This window comes from Desulfoluna sp. CLI2B, from assembly GCF_056847375.1.
The window spans coordinates 737,872-759,117 of sequence record NZ_CP186557.1 but is presented as its reverse complement, the minus strand read 5'-3'; the positions used below and the strand labels follow the sequence as shown (position 1 = coordinate 759,117).

20 protein-coding genes are annotated in these 21,246 nt (G+C 48.2%); 13 read left to right on the top strand and 7 right to left on the bottom strand.

The features are described from left to right. The first annotated feature begins 227 nt into the window (after window positions 1–227). From asnB to ACOYW2_RS03685, 13 genes are all read left to right on the top strand, one after another. Complete coding sequence (gene asnB / locus ACOYW2_RS03745; protein ID WP_482769443.1) at window positions 228–2,177, top strand: asparagine synthase (glutamine-hydrolyzing); 1,950 nt, start codon at window positions 228–230, stop codon at window positions 2,175–2,177. Window positions 2,178–2,323: 146 nt separating this feature from the next. Beyond that, window positions 2,324–3,226, top strand: coding sequence for a glycosyltransferase (locus ACOYW2_RS03740; RefSeq protein WP_482769442.1), 903 nt, complete (start codon window positions 2,324–2,326; stop codon window positions 3,224–3,226). Further along, on the top strand, window positions 3,223–4,167 hold the full coding sequence (locus ACOYW2_RS03735; RefSeq protein WP_482769441.1) for a class I SAM-dependent methyltransferase: 945 nt from the start codon (window positions 3,223–3,225) through the stop codon (window positions 4,165–4,167). The genes ACOYW2_RS03740 and ACOYW2_RS03735 overlap by 4 nt, the downstream gene beginning before the upstream one ends. A 3-nt stretch (window positions 4,168–4,170) precedes the next feature. Further along, complete coding sequence (locus ACOYW2_RS03730) at window positions 4,171–4,731, top strand: glycosyltransferase family 2 protein (protein WP_482769440.1); 561 nt, start codon at window positions 4,171–4,173, stop codon at window positions 4,729–4,731. Next, a complete protein-coding gene (locus ACOYW2_RS03725) occupies window positions 4,728–5,585 on the top strand; it encodes a class I SAM-dependent methyltransferase (RefSeq protein ID WP_482769439.1) in 858 nt (285 codons plus the stop codon). The genes ACOYW2_RS03730 and ACOYW2_RS03725 overlap by 4 nt, the downstream gene beginning before the upstream one ends. 91 nt (window positions 5,586–5,676) lie before the next feature. Further along, window positions 5,677–6,606 carry a glycosyltransferase gene (locus ACOYW2_RS03720; RefSeq protein ID WP_482769438.1) on the top strand — a complete coding sequence of 310 codons (930 nt, stop codon included), beginning with the start codon at window positions 5,677–5,679 and terminating at the stop codon, window positions 6,604–6,606. Between the two features lie 77 nt (window positions 6,607–6,683). Continuing rightward, window positions 6,684–7,451: a glucose-1-phosphate cytidylyltransferase gene (gene rfbF / locus ACOYW2_RS03715; protein WP_482769437.1), complete on the top strand. Its 768-nt coding sequence runs from the start codon at window positions 6,684–6,686 to the stop codon at window positions 7,449–7,451. Window positions 7,452–7,456: 5 nt separating this feature from the next. Continuing rightward, window positions 7,457–8,533, top strand: coding sequence for a CDP-glucose 4,6-dehydratase (gene rfbG, locus ACOYW2_RS03710; protein WP_482769436.1), 1,077 nt, complete (start codon window positions 7,457–7,459; stop codon window positions 8,531–8,533). A 4-nt stretch (window positions 8,534–8,537) separates the two neighbouring features. Beyond that, the gene (rfbH, locus tag ACOYW2_RS03705) at window positions 8,538–9,878 is read left to right on the top strand and encodes a lipopolysaccharide biosynthesis protein RfbH (RefSeq protein WP_482769435.1); all 1,341 of its coding nucleotides are present in this window, start codon (window positions 8,538–8,540) and stop codon (window positions 9,876–9,878) included. Between the two features lies 1 nt (window position 9,879). Beyond that, complete coding sequence (locus ACOYW2_RS03700; RefSeq protein ID WP_482769434.1) at window positions 9,880–10,824, top strand: NAD-dependent epimerase/dehydratase family protein; 945 nt, start codon at window positions 9,880–9,882, stop codon at window positions 10,822–10,824. 64 nt (window positions 10,825–10,888) lie between these two features. Further along, on the top strand, window positions 10,889–12,001 hold the full coding sequence (locus tag ACOYW2_RS03695; RefSeq protein WP_482769433.1) for a hypothetical protein: 1,113 nt from the start codon (window positions 10,889–10,891) through the stop codon (window positions 11,999–12,001). A 191-nt stretch (window positions 12,002–12,192) separates the two neighbouring features. Next, window positions 12,193–12,690, top strand: a complete 498-nt coding sequence (locus tag ACOYW2_RS03690) for a glycosyltransferase (RefSeq protein ID WP_482769432.1) — start codon at window positions 12,193–12,195, stop codon at window positions 12,688–12,690. A gap of 279 nt (window positions 12,691–12,969) precedes the next feature. Beyond that, window positions 12,970–13,947, top strand: coding sequence for a glycosyltransferase family 4 protein (locus ACOYW2_RS03685; protein ID WP_482769431.1), 978 nt, complete (start codon window positions 12,970–12,972; stop codon window positions 13,945–13,947). A gap of 136 nt (window positions 13,948–14,083) precedes the next feature. On the opposite strand, the gene ACOYW2_RS03680 is transcribed toward ACOYW2_RS03685, so the two are convergent. The 7 genes from ACOYW2_RS03680 to ACOYW2_RS03650 form a co-directional block, all read right to left on the bottom strand. Then, window positions 14,084–15,262, bottom strand: coding sequence for a UDP-N-acetylglucosamine 2-epimerase (locus ACOYW2_RS03680; RefSeq protein ID WP_482769430.1), 1,179 nt, complete (start codon window positions 15,260–15,262; stop codon window positions 14,084–14,086). A gap of 56 nt (window positions 15,263–15,318) precedes the next feature. Next, window positions 15,319–16,194, bottom strand: a complete 876-nt coding sequence (locus ACOYW2_RS03675; RefSeq protein ID WP_482769429.1) for a glycosyltransferase family 2 protein — start codon at window positions 16,192–16,194, stop codon at window positions 15,319–15,321. Window positions 16,195–16,320: 126 nt separating this feature from the next. Next, a complete protein-coding gene (locus ACOYW2_RS03670; protein ID WP_482769428.1) occupies window positions 16,321–17,085 on the bottom strand; it encodes an ABC transporter permease in 765 nt (254 codons plus the stop codon). Further along, on the bottom strand, window positions 17,082–18,002 hold the full coding sequence (locus ACOYW2_RS03665; RefSeq protein WP_482769427.1) for an ABC transporter ATP-binding protein: 921 nt from the start codon (window positions 18,000–18,002) through the stop codon (window positions 17,082–17,084). Before ACOYW2_RS03665 ends, ACOYW2_RS03670 begins: the two co-directional genes overlap by 4 nt. A gap of 14 nt (window positions 18,003–18,016) precedes the next feature. After that, a complete protein-coding gene (locus ACOYW2_RS03660) occupies window positions 18,017–18,766 on the bottom strand; it encodes a hypothetical protein (protein ID WP_180146788.1) in 750 nt (249 codons plus the stop codon). A 199-nt stretch (window positions 18,767–18,965) separates the two neighbouring features. Further along, window positions 18,966–19,418, bottom strand: a complete 453-nt coding sequence (locus ACOYW2_RS03655) for a type IV pilin protein (protein ID WP_281374553.1) — start codon at window positions 19,416–19,418, stop codon at window positions 18,966–18,968. A 226-nt stretch (window positions 19,419–19,644) separates the two neighbouring features. Then, window positions 19,645–21,105: a sigma-54-dependent transcriptional regulator gene (locus tag ACOYW2_RS03650; RefSeq protein WP_482769426.1), complete on the bottom strand. Its 1,461-nt coding sequence runs from the start codon at window positions 21,103–21,105 to the stop codon at window positions 19,645–19,647. Window positions 21,106–21,246 lie beyond the last annotated feature (141 nt).

The following is a 21,246-nucleotide window of genomic DNA, read 5'->3' as shown; positions in this document are numbered from 1 at the left end:
TTCTCACCCTTACCACTGTCAATATTGTCCCTTCGAGGAAAGAAAATATTTTTTCTTACATACGAACAACCAGTAAAAATATCGTAGTATTACGTCGCCAATCAGAAGCCTTTATTGGTGCCGCCTCAAGTATGGCAAGAGTTTCGACCGATGCGGATAATGGCAGAAAGCGTTACTTTCTCACAAAAATATAATTTCAGTTGCGTTACGATGTTAAGGACTTAGCCATGTGCGGTATAATCGGAGCATTGTCGTATCCTCCCGTCGGAGGCCAGTCACTGGAAACAGCACTGGACAGCCTTCATCACCGGGGGCCCGATGACCGTGGGATATACAGTGATGAACAGATTCAACTAGGACACGTCCGTCTGTCCATAATTGACCTGAGCAGCAAAGGGCATCAACCGATGCCTTCCCACTGCGGCAGGTACTGGATCTCATGCAATGGAGAAATATATAATTTCATTGAACTGAAACGGGAACTGGTTCAGTTGGGCTGCGTCTTTAAAAGCCAAAGTGACACCGAAGTCCTCCTGGAAGCCTATGCCCAGTGGGGAAGCTCCTGCCTCAATAAATTGGTAGGGATGTTTTCTTTCGCTATCTGGGATAAAAATAAAAAAGAACTGTTTCTGGCCCGTGACCGGACCGGTGAGAAACCACTTTATTACTGGTCAGACAACAAACAGTTCGTTTTTTCGTCCGAATTAAAATCACTGCTCCATCTGCTCCCATCTACGCCCCGTATTTCCCCTGCGGCTATGGACGCGTATCTCCACAACCAATATGTCCCCGAACCTGAAACTGCCTTAGAAGGAATACATAAACTGCCCGCCGCCCATTTTCTCGTGATTCGATGTGATCAATGGGCCATCAAACCAGAGCGATATTGGTGCCTTACTGACGCCAGGCCAGTATATGGAAACCCTGCGCAGCTGGTTCGCCAGCAGCTTGAACGTTCCATGGAGCTGACCTTACGTTCAGACGTACCCGTGGGGGTTGCGCTTAGTGGCGGTATCGATTCCGGAATTATTGCGACCCTTGCGGCCTCGATGAGCAACGCCCCCCTGAGCGCTTTCAGTGTTGGGTATCCGGGCAGGCCGCCCTACGATGAGAGGAGCGACGCAGCCAAACTGGCAATAGAAAACGGGATTCCTTTCTTTGATATAGAACTTAAGACGAGTCATTTTGTAGATCGTTTCCCTGAACTGGTAACGATTATGGATGATCCAATCGGAGATATTGCTGCCTATGGCCACTATGCAGTCATGGAACTTGCTTCGGACCACGGAATCAAAGTGATGTTGTCCGGTATTGGAGGAGATGAGCTTTTCTGGGGCTATGAATGGATGATAAGGGCAGCGGATATGACGAGAAAAAAAATGCCCGCCGCAGAGTATGATTCACAATTTTTAAAAGCAATTTCCCCGATACTTGAACGCATTGCCTTTACCCGTTTTTATCGGCGGTTAAATTATTCTCAAACAGCTCCGAAACCATTTCGGGACCTCGTTTCCAAGGGAAAAAGGCTGGCCGAAATTGCGGTTCACAGGCCGGATCAATTGGTCCTGAGCAACCTCGTTCCGGATTTTCAGCATGCCATAGGGGCGCTTGCCAATTTCTATACCCCTGATTTTGCGAGACAGATCCCCCATCGAAATCCTTTCCGCCAGTTTTCAGATAAGTTGAAGGGGTTAAAAGAACCACACGAAATCAATATGGCGGTATGCAAGGCGCTATTTGAAACATGGCTCGTTTCAAACTGTCTTTCCCTGGGGGACAGAGTCAGCATGGACTCTTCGGTGGAAGCGCGTTGCCCGTTTCTCAATCATCGCTTGATTGAGACGGTGATCGGCATCATGAACACACACGAAGAGGTCGAATACCGGCATAAAGCTCTCTTAAAAACCGCTGTAAAAGATATTCTTCCGACCGAGGTGCTTCACAGACCGAAACAGGGATTTCAACCACCTGTTAATGAATGGATGACACAAATTGTAAAAACTTATTATGATTATGTAAAAAGCGGTTACCTTATCTCCAACCATGTAACGTCTACATGTACACTGGATAGACTTCTCAAGAGAGCCGACACATTCGGACCCGATTTGTTTCTTTTATATAAAATAACTGTTTTGGAACTGTGGTATGCCAGTGTCGTCCAAAACAAAACGTTCTGAGATTTTAAAGTAGGAACCACACTTGTTTGATAACATAATATCGGTAAATTTATCATTCTCGGGAAATAACGTATCGGCTTACCGAACTTGGAATAAAGCATTTTTTTTCCGAGAACGATCCGGATATCAAAAAAGCGAGTGCAGCTGTGAAATTCAGCATCGTAACACCCTCATACAACAGTCAGAAATATATCGGTGAAACCATAGAAAGTGTCATCAGCCAGAAAGGTGACTTCGAGATAGAGTATATTGTGGTTGATGCTTGTTCAACGGACCGCACCCCAGATATTGTAAAAGCATACCAGCATTCACTTTTGACGTGTGACAGGCCTATTTTTTGCCGACAAGTGACTATCAAATTCTTATCTGGGAAAGATTCGGGCATGTATGAAGCCATCAATAAAGGCTTCGCTAAGGCAACAGGCGATATTTATGCATGGATTAATTCAGACGATGTTTATCGGAACGGGGCTTTTGATACAGTCTCCAAAACCTTTTCAAAATTTTCTCAAATTCGCTGGCTCAAGGGCATAACCTCTTATTTAGATGAAGCGTCCACTTTATATGCATCCGGCAAGTGCAATCTTTATAGCCGCCAACTAATTTCTAAAGGACTGTATGGGCCCGTTCTTCATTTCATCCAACAAGACAGTGTGTTCTGGTTGTCGAATCTCTGGCATGAATCCGGAGGAGTAGATGAAAGCCTTTCCCTTGCAGGTGACTATTTCTTATGGATTGAATTTTCCAAGCTCACGCACCTTTACTCATTAAACGCACACATCAGCTGTTTTAGAAAGGTTGCTGGTCAGAAGAGTGAAAACATCCAGGCGTATTTTAATGAGATAAGTGAACAAGGATATCCGAGCCTCGAAGAAGACCGCCTCCTTCGCTCCTATTTCAAACACCGAAAACGACTCCCCTCTTTTCTACACCCTTTGGCTTGCAAACTGTTCCAGTTTAATCGTAATTATCGCGTGGTTATGATGGGCCGTCACAATACGCTAACACTTGTCAAAGGTCCCCACCACACCCTGAGAAACGCCTTATGAAATGCCCGATATGCAAATCCTCACATTCTGTCCCATCCTTTAATTTATGGGACGATCGATACGGTTATCCCGGCAAATTCAAACTAAGGCGCTGCCGCATTTGCGGACACGCTTTCCTAGAAAACTCCTTCTCCCCGGATCAACTGGCACGCCTGTACACCGACTATTATCCCCGATCGGCGTTAGACGCCGATGAGTATTGCCCCCATATTGAGAAAAAAAAGAGGGATTGCTGGCTCAACGGTGAGTATGCTTCGGCCTTTCGCTGGGTTCCCAAGGATGTTCGCATTCTCGACATCGGGTGTGGTTTTGGAGAATCCCTGGGGTATCACGCCTCAAGGGGATGTGGTGTATACGGGGTTGAGGCTGATGAAAACATTCGCCGCGTGGCAGAGAAACAAGGTTTCCGGGTTCATGTCGGTGTGTTTGACCCGACCATTTATGAGCCTAACTTTTTCGACTATATCACCATGGATCAGGTGATGGAGCATATGACGGATCCCATCGAGACGTTGAGGAGGGCCGCGAGGATATTGAAACCCAAGGGGCAAATCATTATCACCGTTCCAAACAGTCAGGGTTGGGGAGCGAGAATCTTCTCACAGCGATGGATCAACTGGCATACACCTTACCATCAGCAATTCTTTTCCAAAGAATCCATGGGGATGACCGCACTCAAGGCGGGCCTTGAAATTCTGAAGGTGAAATCAATAACAAATTCCCATTGGCTGAGCTTTCAATGGCATCATCTTTTATTTTATCCGAAATACACTGTTGCCTCCGCTTTCTGGTCTCCGAACTGCGGTCCCATCCCAAAGAAAAGATATTGGCGTGCCCTTCTCGCTCTCACCCACATAACGAAAATTAACCATATGATAACTCGCCTTTTCGATGCCTTTGGTTATGGCGACAACCATTTGTTTATTTTGGAGAAACCTTAAATAATGGTTTATATAATCCTTCCGGTTCACAATCGCAGGAAGATCACCATGGGATTTGTAGAATCTTTGCTTGACCAAAGCTGTAATGATTTTCACTTAATATTGGTGGATGATGGCTCCACCGATGGCACGAAAGAAATGGTTAGCGAACGAATCAAAAAGTTGACTGTAATCACCGGATCTGGAAGTTGGTGGTGGGCCGGATGCCTGCAAAAGGGGTTTGAATGGCTTAAAAAAAAGAATATCCCAGGGGATGACACCGTCCTGATCATCAATGACGATGTCCACATTGAACCGGACTTTCTTGAAAAGGGAATATCCCTTCTGCACGGCAATGAACGAAGCATCCTTTTAGCACAATCCCAATCAACCCCCGGAGCCCCCTCCTTTGAAACCGGTATCCATGTGAACACCAAAAAATTCACCTTTGATATCGCTTCCGCACCGGAAAAAATAAACTGCCTGTCTACCAGGGGGCTTTCCTGCGGTGGAAGGGTTAAGAGAAGTAGAAATCTCACCCGATCATTCTCCCCCATTATTGGTCGGATTATGAATTCACCATGAGGGCACATAGAAAAGGATACGCCCTCATCACATCCCCCTCGGTATCTTTGGTCCCCATGCTCCACGACACCGGGCGACAGGGCCTTGATTATTCAGGCAACTATGCTTGTTTCTTGAGATCAGTATTTTCGATAAAGACGATAATGCATCCTCTATATACAGCATCGTTTGTCCTGCTGACCTCTCCATTGAAATGGCTTCCTCTAAATTTGATGAGGGTTGCCTGCAAAACGGTTTTAATCAATTTGAGATATCCTGTTACCAAATTGAGGGCGATGTTATTATCCATGCGGATAAAAAAAATTTCAAAAAAAGCATCTTGCGGCTACCGGGTCATTATCGGAGCCAACACAACGCGGTATCCCGGTTGGATCGCAACGGATTATCCGGAGTTGGATATCACTAATCCAAAACAAATCAACAACTATTTTCCAAAGGATTCTGTGGAGGTTTTTCTGGCTGAGCATGTGTTCGAACATTTAAACATAAAACAGTTGACGATGGCATTAAATAACTGCAAGGCCCACTTGTCAAAAGGTGGGCACATAAGGATTGCGGTTCCTGACGGGTTTCACCCTGACGAAGAGTATATAAACCAGGTCAGGCCAGGCGGATGGGGAGTAGGATCATCCGATCACAAAGCACTTTACAATTATAAAACCTTGACGGGGATCCTCGAAAAGGTTGGTTTTCAGGTGCAGCTTCTTGAATGGTTTGATGAGAAAGCCAAATTTCATTTTGTTGATTGGAAGCGTGAATCCGGTTTTGTAAAAAGATCCTCCAGGTATGACGAAAGAAATCGGAACAGGACTCTTGCGTATACCTCCCTTATAGTTGATGCAGTCAAACCTTGAACGCCAGAGTGAATTGTTGCGGTGTGCCATGGCGGCAGCCTACCGTCATTGGGGGACACCTTTCTCAAAGTAATGAGGATATTAACCGATCATGAAAGCAGCACCGGTTGCCCTGTTTACATACAACAGGCCTGAACACACGCGCCGAACGGTGGAGGCACTTCGCAATAACGAACTGGCCGGGGCCACACCCCTGATTATTTTTTCCGATGGGCCCAGGGATCATTCCATGGACAAAAGTGTCCAGGAGGTACGGAATTATATTTCAACCGTTGACGGCTTTGAAAGTATTGTCATTCACCATAGGGAAAAAAACATGGGGTTGGCCTCTTCGATCATCCAGGGAGTCACCGAAGTCGCAAGAGAATCCGGCCGGGTGATCGTTCTGGAAGACGACCTTGTGACCGCGCCTTCGTTTCTTTCATATATGAATGAAGCCCTCTCTTTTTACCGTGACACCCCGGAAGTATTTTCGGTTTCCGGGTACAATCTGCCCCCACAGACCATGAAAATAGCTGCCGATTATCCATATGACGTCTACTTCAACCCCCGTGCGCATTCATGGGGCTGGGGAACCTGGGCCGACAGATGGGCAAAAGCGGACTGGCAGGTGAATGATTTCAAAACCTTTATTGCGGACAGGGAACAGATTAAGCAATTTCACTCAGGGGGGGAGGATTTGACCCATATGTTGCAACTGCAGATGGAAGGGCGCATTGATTCATGGGCCATCCGGTGGTGCTACACCCATTTTCGGGAACATGCCTTCTGTGTTTATCCCACCCGTTCCCTGGTGGAGAATATCGGTTTCGACGGAAGCGGCGTTCACTGCGGGGCCTCCGGCAATGACAAATACTATGCACCACTGCCTGAGGGGAAACAAAGCTTCAATTTTTCAAAGGTAATTCAAACAAATGAAACACTGATGAATGATTTTCGCGCGGCTTATCGGCCCGCCCGGGGGCCCGGAAACCATCCGTATGCTGGACGAAACGATTTAACGGTATTTTTAAAAGATTAAGTGGATGATATTGATGATGTCACACACAGGCCATCAGATACAGACGACACTTTAGACGAAATAAAGGGATGCACGGAATGAAAGCCGTCATACTTGCAGGTGGTTACGGTACCAGGCTAAGCGAAGAGACAGAAGTCAAACCCAAACCCATGGTGAAAATCGGCGGACGGCCGATTCTCTGGCACATCATGAAAATCTACTCGGCCCACGGGATCAATGATTTTATCATTTGCTTAGGATACAAGGGATATGTCATCAAGGAATATTTTGCCAATTATTTTCTCCACATGTCCGATGTCACATTCAACATGGCGAACAACGAAATGGAAGTCATACAGAAAAACGTAGAGCCATGGCGTGTGACCCTTGTGGATACCGGAAATGGAACCATGACCGGGGGCCGCCTGAAAAGGGTGGCCAAATACCTTGGAGACGAAACATTCTGTCTAACATACGGGGACGGGGTGGGTAACATCGACATCACGGAGACCCTCGCATTTCACCGGAACCATGGGCGTAAGGCCACCATGACCGCTGTCATGCCCCCTGCCCGGTTCGGTGCATTGGAAGTTGCCGGAAACCGGATCACCAATTTTTCAGAAAAGCCCCAAAGCAGTGAATCCCGGATTAACGGTGGCTTCTTCATTTTGGAGCCCGCGGTGATTGATTACATTCAGGGAGACAGTACATCATGGGAAAAAGAGCCGCTGGAGCAACTAGCCCGGGCCGGACAACTGGAAGCCTATTTCCATAACGATTTCTGGCAGCCCATGGATACCCTGCGGGATAAAAAGAGACTGATGGATCTCTGGGATGCCGGCAACGCGCCCTGGAAGGTGTGGTGATACCTATGCTCCAAGAAACATTCTGGCAGGGAAAAAGAGTGTTGATCACGGGCCACACCGGCTTCAAGGGGTCCTGGCTATGTATCTGGCTGCATACTCTGGGTGCCAGGGTTACGGGGTATGCACTGGCTCCCCCCAGCCAGCCCAACCTCTTCGAAAGCTGCGGTATTCACCGTCTGGTTGAGTCTGTCACGGCGGATGTTCGTGATCTGCACCGGCTGTCAGATGTCGTGGCACAGACAAGGCCGGAAATCATCATTCACATGGCCGCGCAATCCCTGGTAAGAGAGTCTTATGACGCTCCCGTCGAAACCTATGATACCAATGTGATGGGCACGGTTAACCTGCTCGAAGCCGTCAGAAAAACCCCAGGTGTAAAAGCGGTCATCAATGTCACCTCCGATAAGTGCTATGAAAACATAGAAACGCTTAAAGGCTATCATGAAAATAAGACACTCGGGGGGCATGACCCCTACTCCAACAGCAAGGCCTGTTCCGAACTGGTGACAAGAGCATTTCGATCCTCCTTTTTTCATCCCGACCGATACAATACCCACGGAGTGGCTCTGGCAACCGCAAGAGCAGGCAATGTAATCGGCGGTGGAGATTGGGCGACAGACCGTCTCGTTCCCGACTGCATAAGGGCCATGTTAAAAAAAGAGACCATTTTATTGCGATTCCCCCAGGCGGTCCGCCCGTGGCAACATGTGCTGGAACCCCTGAGGGGTTATCTGATGCTGGCAGAAAAACTTTACCTGTCGGGTCCACAATTTTCAGGGGCCTGGAACTTCGGCCCTGCAGAGGAGGACACAAGAACGGTCTTAAGTGTGGTAAAAAAACTTTGCATAACCTGGGGGGCTCCCGAGGGATATGCCCTGATGGATGGCAACCATCCCCATGAGGCCGGCCTTCTGAAACTGGATTGTTCAAAAGCCAGAGAACGGTTGGGATTCAATCCGTACTGGCATATTGATATCGCCCTTGAAAAGGTTGTCGCATGGGCAAAGGCCCGCGAACGGGGCGAGGACATGCTGGCCTTCAGCCAAAGACAGATAGCACAATATCAGGAAGAGGGACACTAAGGTCATGAGTGAGGAGCATGTGTTGCGCCAGGGAGCCCTGGATGCGGTTAGCGAATATTTTCGAAGGGTTCTTGACACGAAAAGGGAATTTACGCCGGGAGACCGAATCCCCTACGGCGGAAGAGTTTTCGATGAAGAGGAGATCCGGTCTCTCACCGAATCCTGTCTCGATTTCTGGCTCACCTCCGGCCGTTTCGTAAAACGGTTCGAAAAGGAATTTACTGAATTTATCGGTGTGCGGCATTGTGCGCTGGTAAATTCGGGGTCATCAGCCAACCTCTTGGCCTTCATGGCCCTGACCTCACCGACCCTGGGTAAAAAGTGTATTCGCCCGGGGGATGAAGTGATCACCCTGGCTGCTGGATTTCCCACCACGGTTTCCCCGATACTGCAGTTCGGGGCTGTTCCTGTCTTTGTGGACATCGAATTGCCCCAGTACAATATTGATTGCGCTCTGCTGGGAGGGGCGCTGTCGGAAAAAACAAAAGCCGTTATGATTGCTCATACCCTGGGGAACCCCTTCGATGCAGAACGTGTCAGACAATTCTGTGAGAAAAACGAACTTTGGCTGATTGAGGACAATTGCGATGCGCTGGGTTCAAAGATTCTATCCGAAGGCGCCTGGAGATACACGGGAACATTCGGCCATCTCGCGACGTCGAGTTTCTATCCCCCCCATCATATGACCATGGGCGAAGGAGGAGCAGTTTATACCAATGATACAAAACTGTTCAAACTGATAAAGTCGTTCCGGGACTGGGGCCGGGATTGCTGGTGCGACTCAGGCCAGGACAATACATGCAAACATCGGTTCGACCGACAGTTCGGCCTGCTGCCCAGGGGATATGATCATAAATATGTCTATTCCCACTTCGGTTACAACCTCAAGGTTACGGAAATGCAAGCTGCTATCGGTTGCGCGCAGTTGAAAAAGCTTCCTGGATTTATCAGGGCCAGAAAAAAGAATTGGGACAAACTGTTCAATGGCCTGGATAAACAGAAAAAATTCTTCCATCTACCGGAAAAAGCACCAAATACTGATCCAAGCTGGTTCGGATTTCTCCTGACAATACGTGAGGAGGCGCCCTTTAACAGAGATGCCATTGTCCAGCACCTGGAAGAGTGCGGCGTTCAGACTCGAATGCTGTTTGCGGGGAACCTGCTCCGTCATCCCTGCTTCGATGAATTGCGCAGCAAAAGAGAAGGGTTCAGGGTTTCCGGCACCTTACACAATTCTGATCTGATTACGGAGCGGACATTCTGGGTCGGAGTTTATCCTGGCCTGGATGATACGCAGATCGAATTCATGATAAACTGTGTGGACGATTTTTGCGGACGGTACTGATTTGAACGATTTCACCGCTGAAAGCAGGTGCAAAAAAAAGGCGTTTGTGACCGGGGGAACCGGTTTTGTCGGTTCCCACCTCGCAAAAGGACTTCTTTCCAGAGGATGGGAAGTGCATCTCCTGATCAGGGAAACGTCCTTGCTTCCGGAATCCATCAAGCTGGAGGAAAATGTATCCACCCATCTTTATGACGGAACCACAGATTGCCTTATCCGAATCCTGGGTATAGTAAAACCCCATGTGGTTTTCCACCTTGCCGCCTGCTCCATTGCAATACACACACCCGATGATATCATTCCCTTGATACATTCAAACATTTTGCTGGGTACCCAGTTAATCGAAGCAATGGTTAAAAACCGAGTGTATTGCCTGGTTAACACCGGAACCTACTGGCAGCATTATGGCAACGAGGAGTATAATCCCGTCTGCCTTTATGCGGCAACAAAACAGGCCTTTGAAATGATCGTCCGGCATGCCGTGGAAACATCTTACCTCAAGGCTGTTACCCTTGTACTGTACGACACCTATGGCCCCGGAGATACAAGAGGAAAGCTCTTTGACCAGCTTTCCGTCGCATCCAAGGAGCAAAAGCCCCTGCCTTTGTCTCCGGGAGGGCAGAAGATTGATTTTGTTTTTGTCGGGGATTGCGTCGAGGCCTATGTCATCGCATCAGAACAGTTGATGCACCGCCGCTTTCCCTGCAATGAGCGTTATCGGATTTCATCAGGCAGGGCGCTGACACTTAAAGAAGCCGTATCCGTTTATGAATCGATTTCCAGAACAAAAATTCCGGTAATATGGGGCGGAAGACCGTATCGAGCGAGGGAGATCATGCACCCTTGGGATGGCGGAACACCTCTCCCCGGATGGCACCCGAAAGTATCGCTGGAAGATGGACTACGAATTATGCTGCACGAAAAAACTTCACGTGGGAATTCGATTTGATATGAGACATAGACTCACAATTATTGGTGGCTTAATGCCCGGCCCCACCGGTGTAGGCAGAGTCATGACACAACTTGCCTCGGAAATTAGTCAAAAAAACAAGACCGGAGGACATTCGGCAAGACTGCTTTATCGTGGACAGGGCAGGCCCGTCAGAAAATTGTTTTCACAAAAACAGCTTGTGCTTGCCCTGAAGACGATCATAACAGCTTTCTGGAGCGAAGCACGGTTCCGAACCGTCACGGCAAAACTACCCATGAAGGATACGTCTTTACTTATTCACCCGCAGACGCTGGGATATGAATGGTCCATCGAGTTTATCAAAAATTCTAAAAAGCCCGTGTGGTTGTACCTGATGGATTCATCTTTTTTTTGTGTCCGTTCCTATAACTACATGGCCCATATGGAGAGCGCCTGCACAAAGTGTATCGGAGGTGATCTCACCCATGCCCTGAATAATCGCTGCTCAACAGATTTCGGGAGCACAGAGGGGGCGATGGAATTTATCAGCTCTCTCAAAGAGCTTAGCACAAGGGTAAAAGTTCGATTTATTGCTCAAAACAAGCAACAGGCAGAGCTTGCAAAAAAACATTTCGGTGAAAAAGCCACAGTTAAAATCGGTGGCATCTGGGCCGCGGACTGGTGTCTCGAAGAGGCCCCCGCCCCAGCGGCAACGCCCCACAAATACCACATCGTTTTTCACGCCCCACCTCTTGATGCAAAGGGGTTTTCCTGGGCGTTGGAATTGGCTGAGGTTTTGACGGAAAGACGTTTTCTTTTTCCTTTTGAAAAACCGGAATGGGTCACCAACGCTCTCCCCAATTGCACTTTCAAAGACTTTCGCTGGGAATCCGGATTACGGGAAGCCGTCACCGGTTGTCCCCTTGTGCTGGTTCCCTCTCTTTGGTCTGCCCCCATAGAGGGGGCGCTGATCAAATCCATCCGCCTGGCGCAAAAAACGGCTGTTATAAGAAACGAAACAGCGTATTCCACAGAAATTCCAGAAGATGTCCTGCTTCAATTAACCTTCGATGTGAAGCGTGCCGCAGAGGAAATTGAAGTGTATTTTGCCAACCGCCAAAAAGCATCTCCCCAAGCAGGTAAAAATTTTTACGACGACTTCATGCAATCCAACACCCGCCTGTTGGAACGGCTGCTACGATTAACGTTTGATTAACCCATTGCAAGATTGGGAATCTCGTAAGCGTTCACGGCCAACCAAACAGCCGTGAAAGGAACGTATCCATCTTTAATACTTATCGAAACAACACCATTTTCAGAACAATTTCAAAATAGACATGCAACCACTAGTGTATAACCTGTCTTTATGAAAACGATACCTAAGCCATCATGAGACACCCGCAAACCATGACCCATAAACCATTTTTTTCAATCATCACAGCTTCGTACAACGCCGACAGGACAATTGATAAAACGATCCGTTCAATCAAAAAGCAGACCTTCAAAAACTATGAACACATTGTCGTCGACGGAGGTTCCAAGGATCAAACGCTATCCATCCTCACCCATCACTCGGGGTCATACCCATTGCGTTATGTATCGGAAGATGACCATGGAGTTGCCGATGCAATGAACAAGGGGGTTCACATCTCCACGGGGGAGTATATTGTCTTTATCCACGCAGATGACGAACTCGCCGATGCCAATACCCTTCAAGGCGTTTTTAACGACATGACCCGCGAAACCAGCAAAGTCTATGCTTACGCCATCAATTTCGTTTCAAGGAACGGGAGCCATATTGCCCGCCCCATACGCATTCCCTTCTGGTATAAACTTCGCAACACGATCCCCCATCAGGGGGCCTTCGTACACCGAAGATATCTTCTGGAAATACGGAACCTTTGATACCTCATTTTCAATTTCCATGGACTATAAACTGTTCTACGCCGTATTACTGGCCAAAGAGCCCGTCGTCTACAGCAATACCATCGTTTCGAATATGGGGTCACAAGGCATCAGCTCGGACCGTAACCAGTGCCACGAACGCCTCAAACAGGATTTCAGAATCCAAAAGACGCCGGAAATATTCACTGTTGAAGAAAGCAGTTAATTTTCCATACCCATTATTGCTAAAAACCAAATCGTACCGCGCATTAAACAATCAGGAAACCAGGCAGGAAAAGAGTGAACATTATCTCGCCAATGGCAGATGGAAACGGGGCATACATTCTCCATAAACACATTGAACGCCACCTTCCCAGATACAAGGTCAAGGGGTATTCTCCATATTTGACCCTTTTTCCTTTTTTACTGAAAACGATTCACATACCTCAAAAAACAAACCTCATTCACACAACACCTGACTATGCTCCCTTTTTCGTGTCCAAAGACAAGCCCCTTGTCATCACATTTCACGGGTACTCCCTGGACAGTGCCACCGCGCACTACAACTCCGTATTGCAAAACGTACACTACTCTACCACGCTCAAGTTGTTCACACATCTTGCGATAAAACAGGCCCGGACCATTACGGCAGTAAGCAAGCACACGGCCTCACTTATCCTAAAAAACCACAAGCTTTCCAAGCCTGTTCATGTCATTTACAACGGCATTGATGAGACAACATTCAGGCCCATTTCAAAAAATAACACAACAAATAAAATAAATATCCTTTTCTCCGGCAACCTCAAACGCCAAAAAGGGGCCCACTGGCTGCCTGAAATACGGAACAAATGCACCGGAAACCTGGCCTTCCATGCAACGTCCGGCCTGATGGATATCCCAAGGAACCTCGAAGGCATCACCTCCGTTGGCAGATTCAGGCACGACGATATGCCACACCTGTACAACGTCATGGATATCCTTTTGATGCCGACGGTACGCGAGGGCTTTGGCTTAGCAGTCGCAGAAGCCATGGCGTGCGGACTTCCCGTTGTTGCGACCAACTGCTCGGCACTTCCTGAGCTGGTCGATCACGGGAAAGGCGGTTTCCTGTGCACCCCGGGGGACACGGATGATTTTGCGGAAAAGCTCGGCATTCTGGCAGATTCGCCACAATTAAGGAAAGAAATGGGAGAGTACAATCGCAGCAAAATTGAATCACATTTTACACTCCGCCGCATGCTGACTGGGTATCGAGATCTTTTTGAAAGCATCCTGTAGGTAACCGTAAGGCCTCACGGCAGACGGATTGGAAAGTCTGACCGGGACAGTCCCCCATGCGGGTTCACCAAGCCCGGGCCTTCACACCGCTTTGTCGGTATACATTCCGCACATCCATCGCCCAAGGCCCACTGAATCAGATCCGGCTTTCACAGGATATGATAAAATCGGCAATTCGCCGGGACGTGCCGTGGACCGGCCCCATGGAACGTGGTTCGGATTTTTTTCCACATTTTTTATTCAACTGATCTTGAATCCGCTGGATGTCATACTTGGCCAAGAACGCATTCTTTCCAAGGCCATCGTCACGCTCGGTGGATGACCGGAGAATGATGCAGGGAATATTGAAATAGGAGCACTCCTCCTGTATGCTTCCGCCATCTGTCATGACGCAATCCGCGTTGACCATCAATTCAATAAATTTATCATAAGGTTGCAAAGGCAAGCACGTGATATTCTCATGATTCGATATCGCCTCCAGCATGCCATACTTCTTCAATTGAATGACGGTGGGATCATGAAGCACAAAAATAAGAGGCCCCTTGTCGGCAGCTGCCAGAACGGCTTGATATAAAGCCTTCAAGCGTCGCTGATGGTAGATATTCTCTGCACGATGTATGGTAACAAGAGTGTATCTATTTTGCAGCTTCGATACCGGTTGAGGGGCTCTCGATACCTGCCTCAGCATCTCCAGTGCAGCATCTTTTCCTGTATTCCCTGCGATCAAGACAGACTTCGAGCGGTACCCCAGATCACATAAATTCCCATATGCTTTGGCAGAGGGTGCGATCAGGTAATCCGACAATTTCATGGACAGAAGGCGAATCATCTCCTCGGGAAACGGGTTGAGCCAATCATAGCTCCGGAGGCCGGACTCAATATGGACGACCTTGAGGCCACAGCGTTTCGCGCACAAAATGGATAAAAGAGTGGTCAGGGTATCGCCGTGAACGACACAGACGCCCCCCTTGCCGTTGAAGAGGTGATTGAACAGTCTCCCGGGTTGGCAGACCAGTTTCAGGGTGTCCTTTGCAAACCAAGCCATTGCATCCCGAACCCTGTCGATATTCTCTGACCTTGAATTCATGACCGCGTCGGGCTGTCGCAAATGGAACAGAGCCATCAAGTCGGCCGTTGTCTTGGAATGCTGCCCTGAATCTATCAAGCGGTATGCCATGCTTTTTTGACTGACCGCCCTGATAACCGGTGCCACCTTGATAAATTGCGCCTTCGTTCCTATGAAAAAATGTATCATCGCATATGACCACGCTCGAGGGATAAGGTTCCGGATGTCATCAACGACAAGAATCAGCACATCAGATCGCGTCATCTGTAAATAAAACAAGCCACGAGACTCAAAGAATTACTGAATTAGAATTTATCGCCGCTCGTTGTGTCGGGCCGATCATATCGCAACTGACAGATCTGCTCAGAAATGATGCCCATCATAAAAATGATGACCCCCGACATAAAAAAAACAGCACTCATATTTGTAAACCGCCCATGGGTCATGTAGGTATATGCATAATTGAAACACCCAAGAAGAAACATCACAGCACTCACGGGTAAAAAGACACGAAGGGGAGAGTAGAGCGTACACACCTTAATGATAATCATCAAAAACCGCGTTCCGTCTTTTACCAGGTGAATCCCGCTTTTTCCGCCAACGCGTGCCTTCGCTTTTATCGGAACATACGTGACACTGTAACCGCTCCGAAGAACAGCCAATGTAAGCGTGGTCGGATAGGAATACGTATTGGGGAAAAGGGGCAAGTGCTCAAGGGCCACGCCACGGCGGACCGCCCTGAAGCCGGATGTCAAATCCTGAACCTTGAACTTTGCGACATAAGATGCAAGGGCGTTGTAAATCATATTTCCAACGGCCCTTTGAGGCGTGGCCTGCCCAAGGAAGGAACGCGAACCGACAGCCATGTCATAGTGATCCATGAGGGCCACAAGGGATCTTAAGTCCCCAGGATCATGCTGTCCATCGGCATCCATCGTAACAAAGATATCCCCTGAGGCCTGACGCATTCCTGACTTTACCGCAGCCCCGTTCCCCATATTGTAGGGATGACGAACCAACGTCACGCCGAATGGCTGGCAGATGTCTTCAGTCGCGTCGTTGGACCCATCATTGACAACAACAATCTCATAATCGGGATAGTTCGAAGTCAGCTCCGACAACAACCCAGGCAGAGACTCCTCCTCGTTAAAAACCGGCAAAATGACGCTGACGCGTCCCATACAGAACTCCTTTTCATCGTTCCCCCATGAGAAGCCAGGTCCACACATGGTTCCAATTGGGAAAAATGCAGTCACGTGCAACAAGTGGCTCATGGGTTTGCCGATGCCTGGACCGGACCCAAAAACTCAAAGTAGATCCTTCCTTTCAAAGCATTTGGTAGAAATCACGAGCAACGTTAGTGCATACACGATTCCATATGTCCAAGACACCAAAACAGCCTTTGGATCTATATCCAACATGTGAACATACTGATAAGAAAAATCGAGATTTTTAAAATTCGGTATCAACGAATAGACAACACGCTGCAATACGGAGCTATCTGCGACGTGATAGATGTGTTTAATCTGATAAGAAACGCTCCCGATAACATAGAAAAACAGTGTAAACATACCGCTCACAAGAGGTGAACTCACAACGGAGAACAACACAGCGCAACTCAGAATCATGATGATTTTGAGAAGAATAGAACCAAAAACCACAAGGGATCCAGGGGACACATCGATGTTTTTATAAAATAAAAAAAATACGATACATACAAACATTATTGTTTCGACAAGCAAAAGAGCAAAAAAAAGTCCGGTGAATTTTCCCACAATAAACTCGGATCGTCTCACCGGCTTCGAGAGAATATTAAAAACGGTCTTCTGTTCAATCTCGCGATAGACAAGTGTTATACCGACAAAAATGGAGATGAGAACACCGGTGATCTCCATTGCAAAAAAGGAGAAATCCATTATAAAAACCCGTGTTTCTCCGATTGAAAGACGCCCCAACAGACTGGAAAAAAGCATCACAAACAGTGAAAAAAAGAAAAAGACATAATACACTTTATCCCTAATCACTTCCTTATAGGTATTCTTTCCAACGCACAGTACATGATGGATATTCATATGTTCGGCCCTTTGGTTGCCCTTCTATCAATCCACTCTTCCAACGGAGGGATAACCCGTTCAATATTCGTTAGTGTCCCTCCTGATTGAATGACGGACGTGACCCTGAGATGTAACTCTTTTTTTGTATGGACGACCTCACGGTGTTCAGCGGTATCATCGGCATGGTGAGTCAAAGAATAATCAATGCACCAGCTTGATTTTCCAAGGATGTCGTTCATCTGTATCTTGTTGACCAAACGTCCGCCGTCAAGCAAATAAACCGTATCACAGAGTTTTTCCACATCGTCTAAAATGTGTGATGAAAAAACGATGGTCTTTCCGTTCCGCTTGAGCCCCTCAATAAGCGATCTGATCTCTTTCCTGCCCACAGGATCCAGCCCCGACATGGGTTCATCAAGAATAATGAGCAGCGGATCATTCACAAGGGCCTGGGCGAATCCGAAGCGCTGAAGCATTCCCTTGGAAAAAGTGTTGAGCCGTTGGGCATGAACATCCTTGGGCAACCCGACTTGGATCAAAGCATGTTCGAGCTCTGAAGGGGATACGTTTACCCCATCAAACAGGGCAACATAGAAGGACAATGCTTCAATCGCTGTCAAATATTTATAAAAATAAGGATTTTCCGGCAAAAAGCCGAGACGCTGCCTCGGGTTGTCCCCCATCTTTTCGCCAAATGAGACACGGCCTTTGTCCGGAAAAGCCAAGCCCGTTAAAATCTTAAAAAGGGAGGTCTTCCCGGCACCGTTGTGGCCGATGATCCCCGCAACCGTCCCTTCGCCGAGTTCCAATGTCACACCGGATAAAATCGTTTTTCTCTTTGACCAAAAATGCCCCTTGAAGGTTTTCGTTACGTCCTTCAACGACACAAGGGTGGGGGACGCCTCATCCATTCTATCACTTTCTTTTTTCGTCATATGCATCTGCATACTCAAAATAGCCCCATTGCCTCAAGCAGTGTCGATTCGTTTTTGTTAAACATCAACCTCAAAAGATACTGGCTTGTTTCTTTCTCCACTTGCCCCTTGAGGGCACGTTTTTTTTTCCTTAAAAGAGAAAGAATATAGGGATCATCATACACCTTCAAAAAGCGTTCGACAGCTTCCAGACCGGCATGGGTGTCACCACCTTTTGCATACAGCGTTGCCGCAAGACGAGGGAAATAAGCGGGTGCTGCCTCAAAGGTTGAAGCTTCTTCAATAAAACGACCTGCACGAGAAGAATCGTTTGACCAAAAATAGGCATTGATCCCCAGATAAAAGGGAATATACCAGTACCGCTCGCTTCTCTTGGAGACATGAACCCGTCCCATTTCAAGAATACGATTCGAATAGTCGACATCACCCGTCAGGCGCGGCACAAGGGCCCCTGTAAATTCATATACGCCCCCGAATGCCGGTGACAAGCGTGTGATGCTATCAATATAGGTTTTAAGAAAATGCGCATCAGTACCGGTCTTTGATTCGGTCCCCAGCCGGAAGACTAAATCCAACCACAAGCAGTCCGCCGCAAGGCTCTCATGGCCTAACGAGAGTATTGATAAATATGGAGGAGAAATATCTATCAAGCGGTAGTTGTCATCGTGATCCGGACTATTGCCGTCATGCATCCAAAAAAAATCCAATGCAACAATCATGCTGAGGCACACAACGACCACCAGAAAAAATTTAGCGCGATTCATTGCAGTCTCTCAGTACTATTTTATCAATAAAACCCCAATTACACCAAAAGACAGGCTGAATTCAATCAGCCTGTCTTTTGGTGTTTTCACTATCATGCTGGTGGTTTCAAAGATATCCACCTACCTAAGACAGCCATGGCAGCAGCCTTTTCCTGGCAGGTGAACAGCCAAAACCAACAAAAAATGATTTACTGACTGCTTAAAACGTATCCTTTGCAGACGTTTTGGAGACACTGCTGGTGTTGGATACTGACCAAACATTATCTCCACTTCCGCTGCCGTCAAGATTGCCCGTTGCTGTGGCTGTAAATGCAATTGCGGTAGCAGCAGTGGTTTGATAGGTAAAGTAGACGTTTGAATCTTTAGGCGCAAAGCCGATTGCAGCATATCCAGCTGCCGTGGGACTCCAAGTTCGCTTGGCGCCACTCGCTGTACCTGCCGGATTTGCTGCCAGCGTAACATACCCATCATACTCGGCAAAATAAGCTTCTTGAGCAACAGCAATGGCAGCCAGGTTCACCTTGGCCTCGGACTCCTTGGACTTGAGCTGGTAGTTGCGGAAATTGGGAATGGCCACCGCGGCCAGAATCCCGATGATTGCCACGACAATCATCAATTCGATGAGGGTAAAGCCTTTGTTGTTCTTCATCATGAGTCATTCCTCCTGGTTTTTTGGGTAAATTGCACCTAAGACAAGGCACGCTTCTCATTCGTTCAACATGAGGGGTTTGGATAAACCGCCATCGTCAACAGCCAATGCCACAGTTCATTCGGAGAACCCCATGGCATCACGTGAAAGATGACTGTGCACAATTCATTCCATACCACTACATATATTTTATAATAAACATATATTACACGGGATATCAGCAGAGATCTTACTTATTACGCCTCTCCTCGCTATCGCCACGACCCATATAGGGCACCAACCTGACAAAAAACGTCACATCACAAAATATTGAGCTTGTCGCACAAATTTTATTGAACGACCGAAACGACACCCCCAGAAGCTCAGCCGCCTTGCTTTTGTTGCCTTTGGTGAATTCCAGGGCTTTTTCCATGTACGCTTTTTCGATGGATTCGAGAATCTCGGGAAGATCCACACCGGTGGCCACGTCGTCGAGGTCGAAGCGGCGCCTGGGGACGCCTTCAATCCAGCGCCTTCGCTTGGAAGACATGGAGAGGCTCTCGGGGAGGATGATGTTGGTGGCCGAAAGGGCGACGCTGCGCTCAATGAGATTCTCAAGTTCTCTTACGTTACCCGGAAAATCGTAATTTTTCAACAAATCAATGGCATAGGATGAAATCTTGGTAATATCTTTGCCCATTTCCCGTGCGTACTTTTCGAGGAAAAACTGGGCCAGGGGCTTGAGGTCGGCCTTGCGCTCGCGCAGGGAGGGGACGCGGATTTCAATGACGTTGAGGCGATAGAAAAGGTCCTTTCGGAACCGCTGCTCCATCACCTCCTCTTCGAGGTTTTTATTGGTGGCGCAGATGATACGGGTGTCCACACCTACCTCGCGGGTCCCGCCCACAGGTTTAATCTTGCGTTCCTGAACCACCCGGAGGAGCTTAACCTGAAGGGGCATGGAGAGCTCTCCGATCTCGTCCAGAAAGACTGTTCCGCCCTCGGCCTCTTCAAAGAGACCTTTCTTGTCGTGGGTGGCACCGGTAAAGGAGCCCTTGAGGTGACCGAAGAGTTCGCTCTCCATGAGGGTCTCAGGGATCCCGCCGCAGTTTACCGCCACAAAGGGATGTGCCGCACGGTCGCTCAGGGTGTGGATGGACCGGGCGATGAGCTCTTTGCCTGTGCCGCTTTCGCCGGTAATAAGGACATTGGTCCGTGTGCCAGCCACCTGCTCCACCAGGGTGTAGATGCGCCGCATGGGACCGCTGCTGCCGATCATGGTACCGAAATGAAGGACCTCCTGGGTCTCTTCGGAAAGCTTTTCTTTTTCAGCGGCGATGCTCTGGAGCTCCAGGGCGCGCTTGAGGGTGTCTTTCAACTCTTCGTTGTCAAAGGGCTTGGGGACATAGTCGTAGGCGCCCTCGTTCATGGCCTCCACCGCGGTCTCGGTGGTGGCAAAGGCAGAGATCATGACCACGGCGGTTTCCTGCTTGACCTCCTTGGCGGCCCTCAAGACATCAAGGCCGGTCAGGTCTCCGAGGCGGATATCCGTGAGCACCAGGTCAAAGGTTGTCTTCCTGATTCGTTTCACCGCGTCTTTACCGCAATCCGAAAGGGTCACCCCGTACCCTTCCCTGGTCAGCATCAGTTCGAGGAACTCACGCATTCCGAGGTCATCATCCACAACAAGAATTTGGGGTTTTTTAGACATGTATCGATTCCGTCACGTTTCAATCTAAGTCACCCGGCCTGGTCAGCTCGGGAACATTTCATTTTATAGATCGGTCATGCTGTGTTGCAGCACGTGTGTCAAGGAAGGGCTATCATGCGTGTGTACAGGCAGGATGGGTTG

Bases quoted from the DNA above. Each gene is read 5' to 3' on its own strand.
- asnB (WP_482769443.1), top strand. From the start codon at position 228: ATGTGCGGTATAATCGGAGCATTGTCGTATCCTCCCGTCGGAGGCCAG.
- ACOYW2_RS03735 (WP_482769441.1), top strand. From the start codon at position 3,223: ATGAAATGCCCGATATGCAAATCCTCACATTCTGTCCCATCCTTTAAT.
- ACOYW2_RS03730 (WP_482769440.1), top strand. From the start codon at position 4,171: ATGGTTTATATAATCCTTCCGGTTCACAATCGCAGGAAGATCACCATG.
- ACOYW2_RS03725 (WP_482769439.1), top strand. From the start codon at position 4,728: ATGAGGGCACATAGAAAAGGATACGCCCTCATCACATCCCCCTCGGTA.
- ACOYW2_RS03720 (WP_482769438.1), top strand. From the start codon at position 5,677: ATGAAAGCAGCACCGGTTGCCCTGTTTACATACAACAGGCCTGAACAC.
- rfbF (WP_482769437.1), top strand. From the start codon at position 6,684: ATGAAAGCCGTCATACTTGCAGGTGGTTACGGTACCAGGCTAAGCGAA.
- rfbG (WP_482769436.1), top strand. From the start codon at position 7,457: ATGCTCCAAGAAACATTCTGGCAGGGAAAAAGAGTGTTGATCACGGGC.
- rfbH (WP_482769435.1), top strand. From the start codon at position 8,538: ATGAGTGAGGAGCATGTGTTGCGCCAGGGAGCCCTGGATGCGGTTAGC.
- ACOYW2_RS03695 (WP_482769433.1), top strand. From the start codon at position 10,889: ATGACACAACTTGCCTCGGAAATTAGTCAAAAAAACAAGACCGGAGGA.
- ACOYW2_RS03690 (WP_482769432.1), top strand. From the start codon at position 12,193: ATGACCCATAAACCATTTTTTTCAATCATCACAGCTTCGTACAACGCC.
- ACOYW2_RS03675 (WP_482769429.1), bottom strand. From the start codon at position 16,194: ATGGGACGCGTCAGCGTCATTTTGCCGGTTTTTAACGAGGAGGAGTCT.
- ACOYW2_RS03670 (WP_482769428.1), bottom strand. From the start codon at position 17,085: ATGAATATCCATCATGTACTGTGCGTTGGAAAGAATACCTATAAGGAA.
- ACOYW2_RS03665 (WP_482769427.1), bottom strand. From the start codon at position 18,002: ATGACGAAAAAAGAAAGTGATAGAATGGATGAGGCGTCCCCCACCCTT.
- ACOYW2_RS03660 (WP_180146788.1), bottom strand. From the start codon at position 18,766: ATGAATCGCGCTAAATTTTTTCTGGTGGTCGTTGTGTGCCTCAGCATG.
- ACOYW2_RS03655 (WP_281374553.1), bottom strand. From the start codon at position 19,418: ATGATGAAGAACAACAAAGGCTTTACCCTCATCGAATTGATGATTGTC.
- ACOYW2_RS03650 (WP_482769426.1), bottom strand. From the start codon at position 21,105: ATGTCTAAAAAACCCCAAATTCTTGTTGTGGATGATGACCTCGGAATG.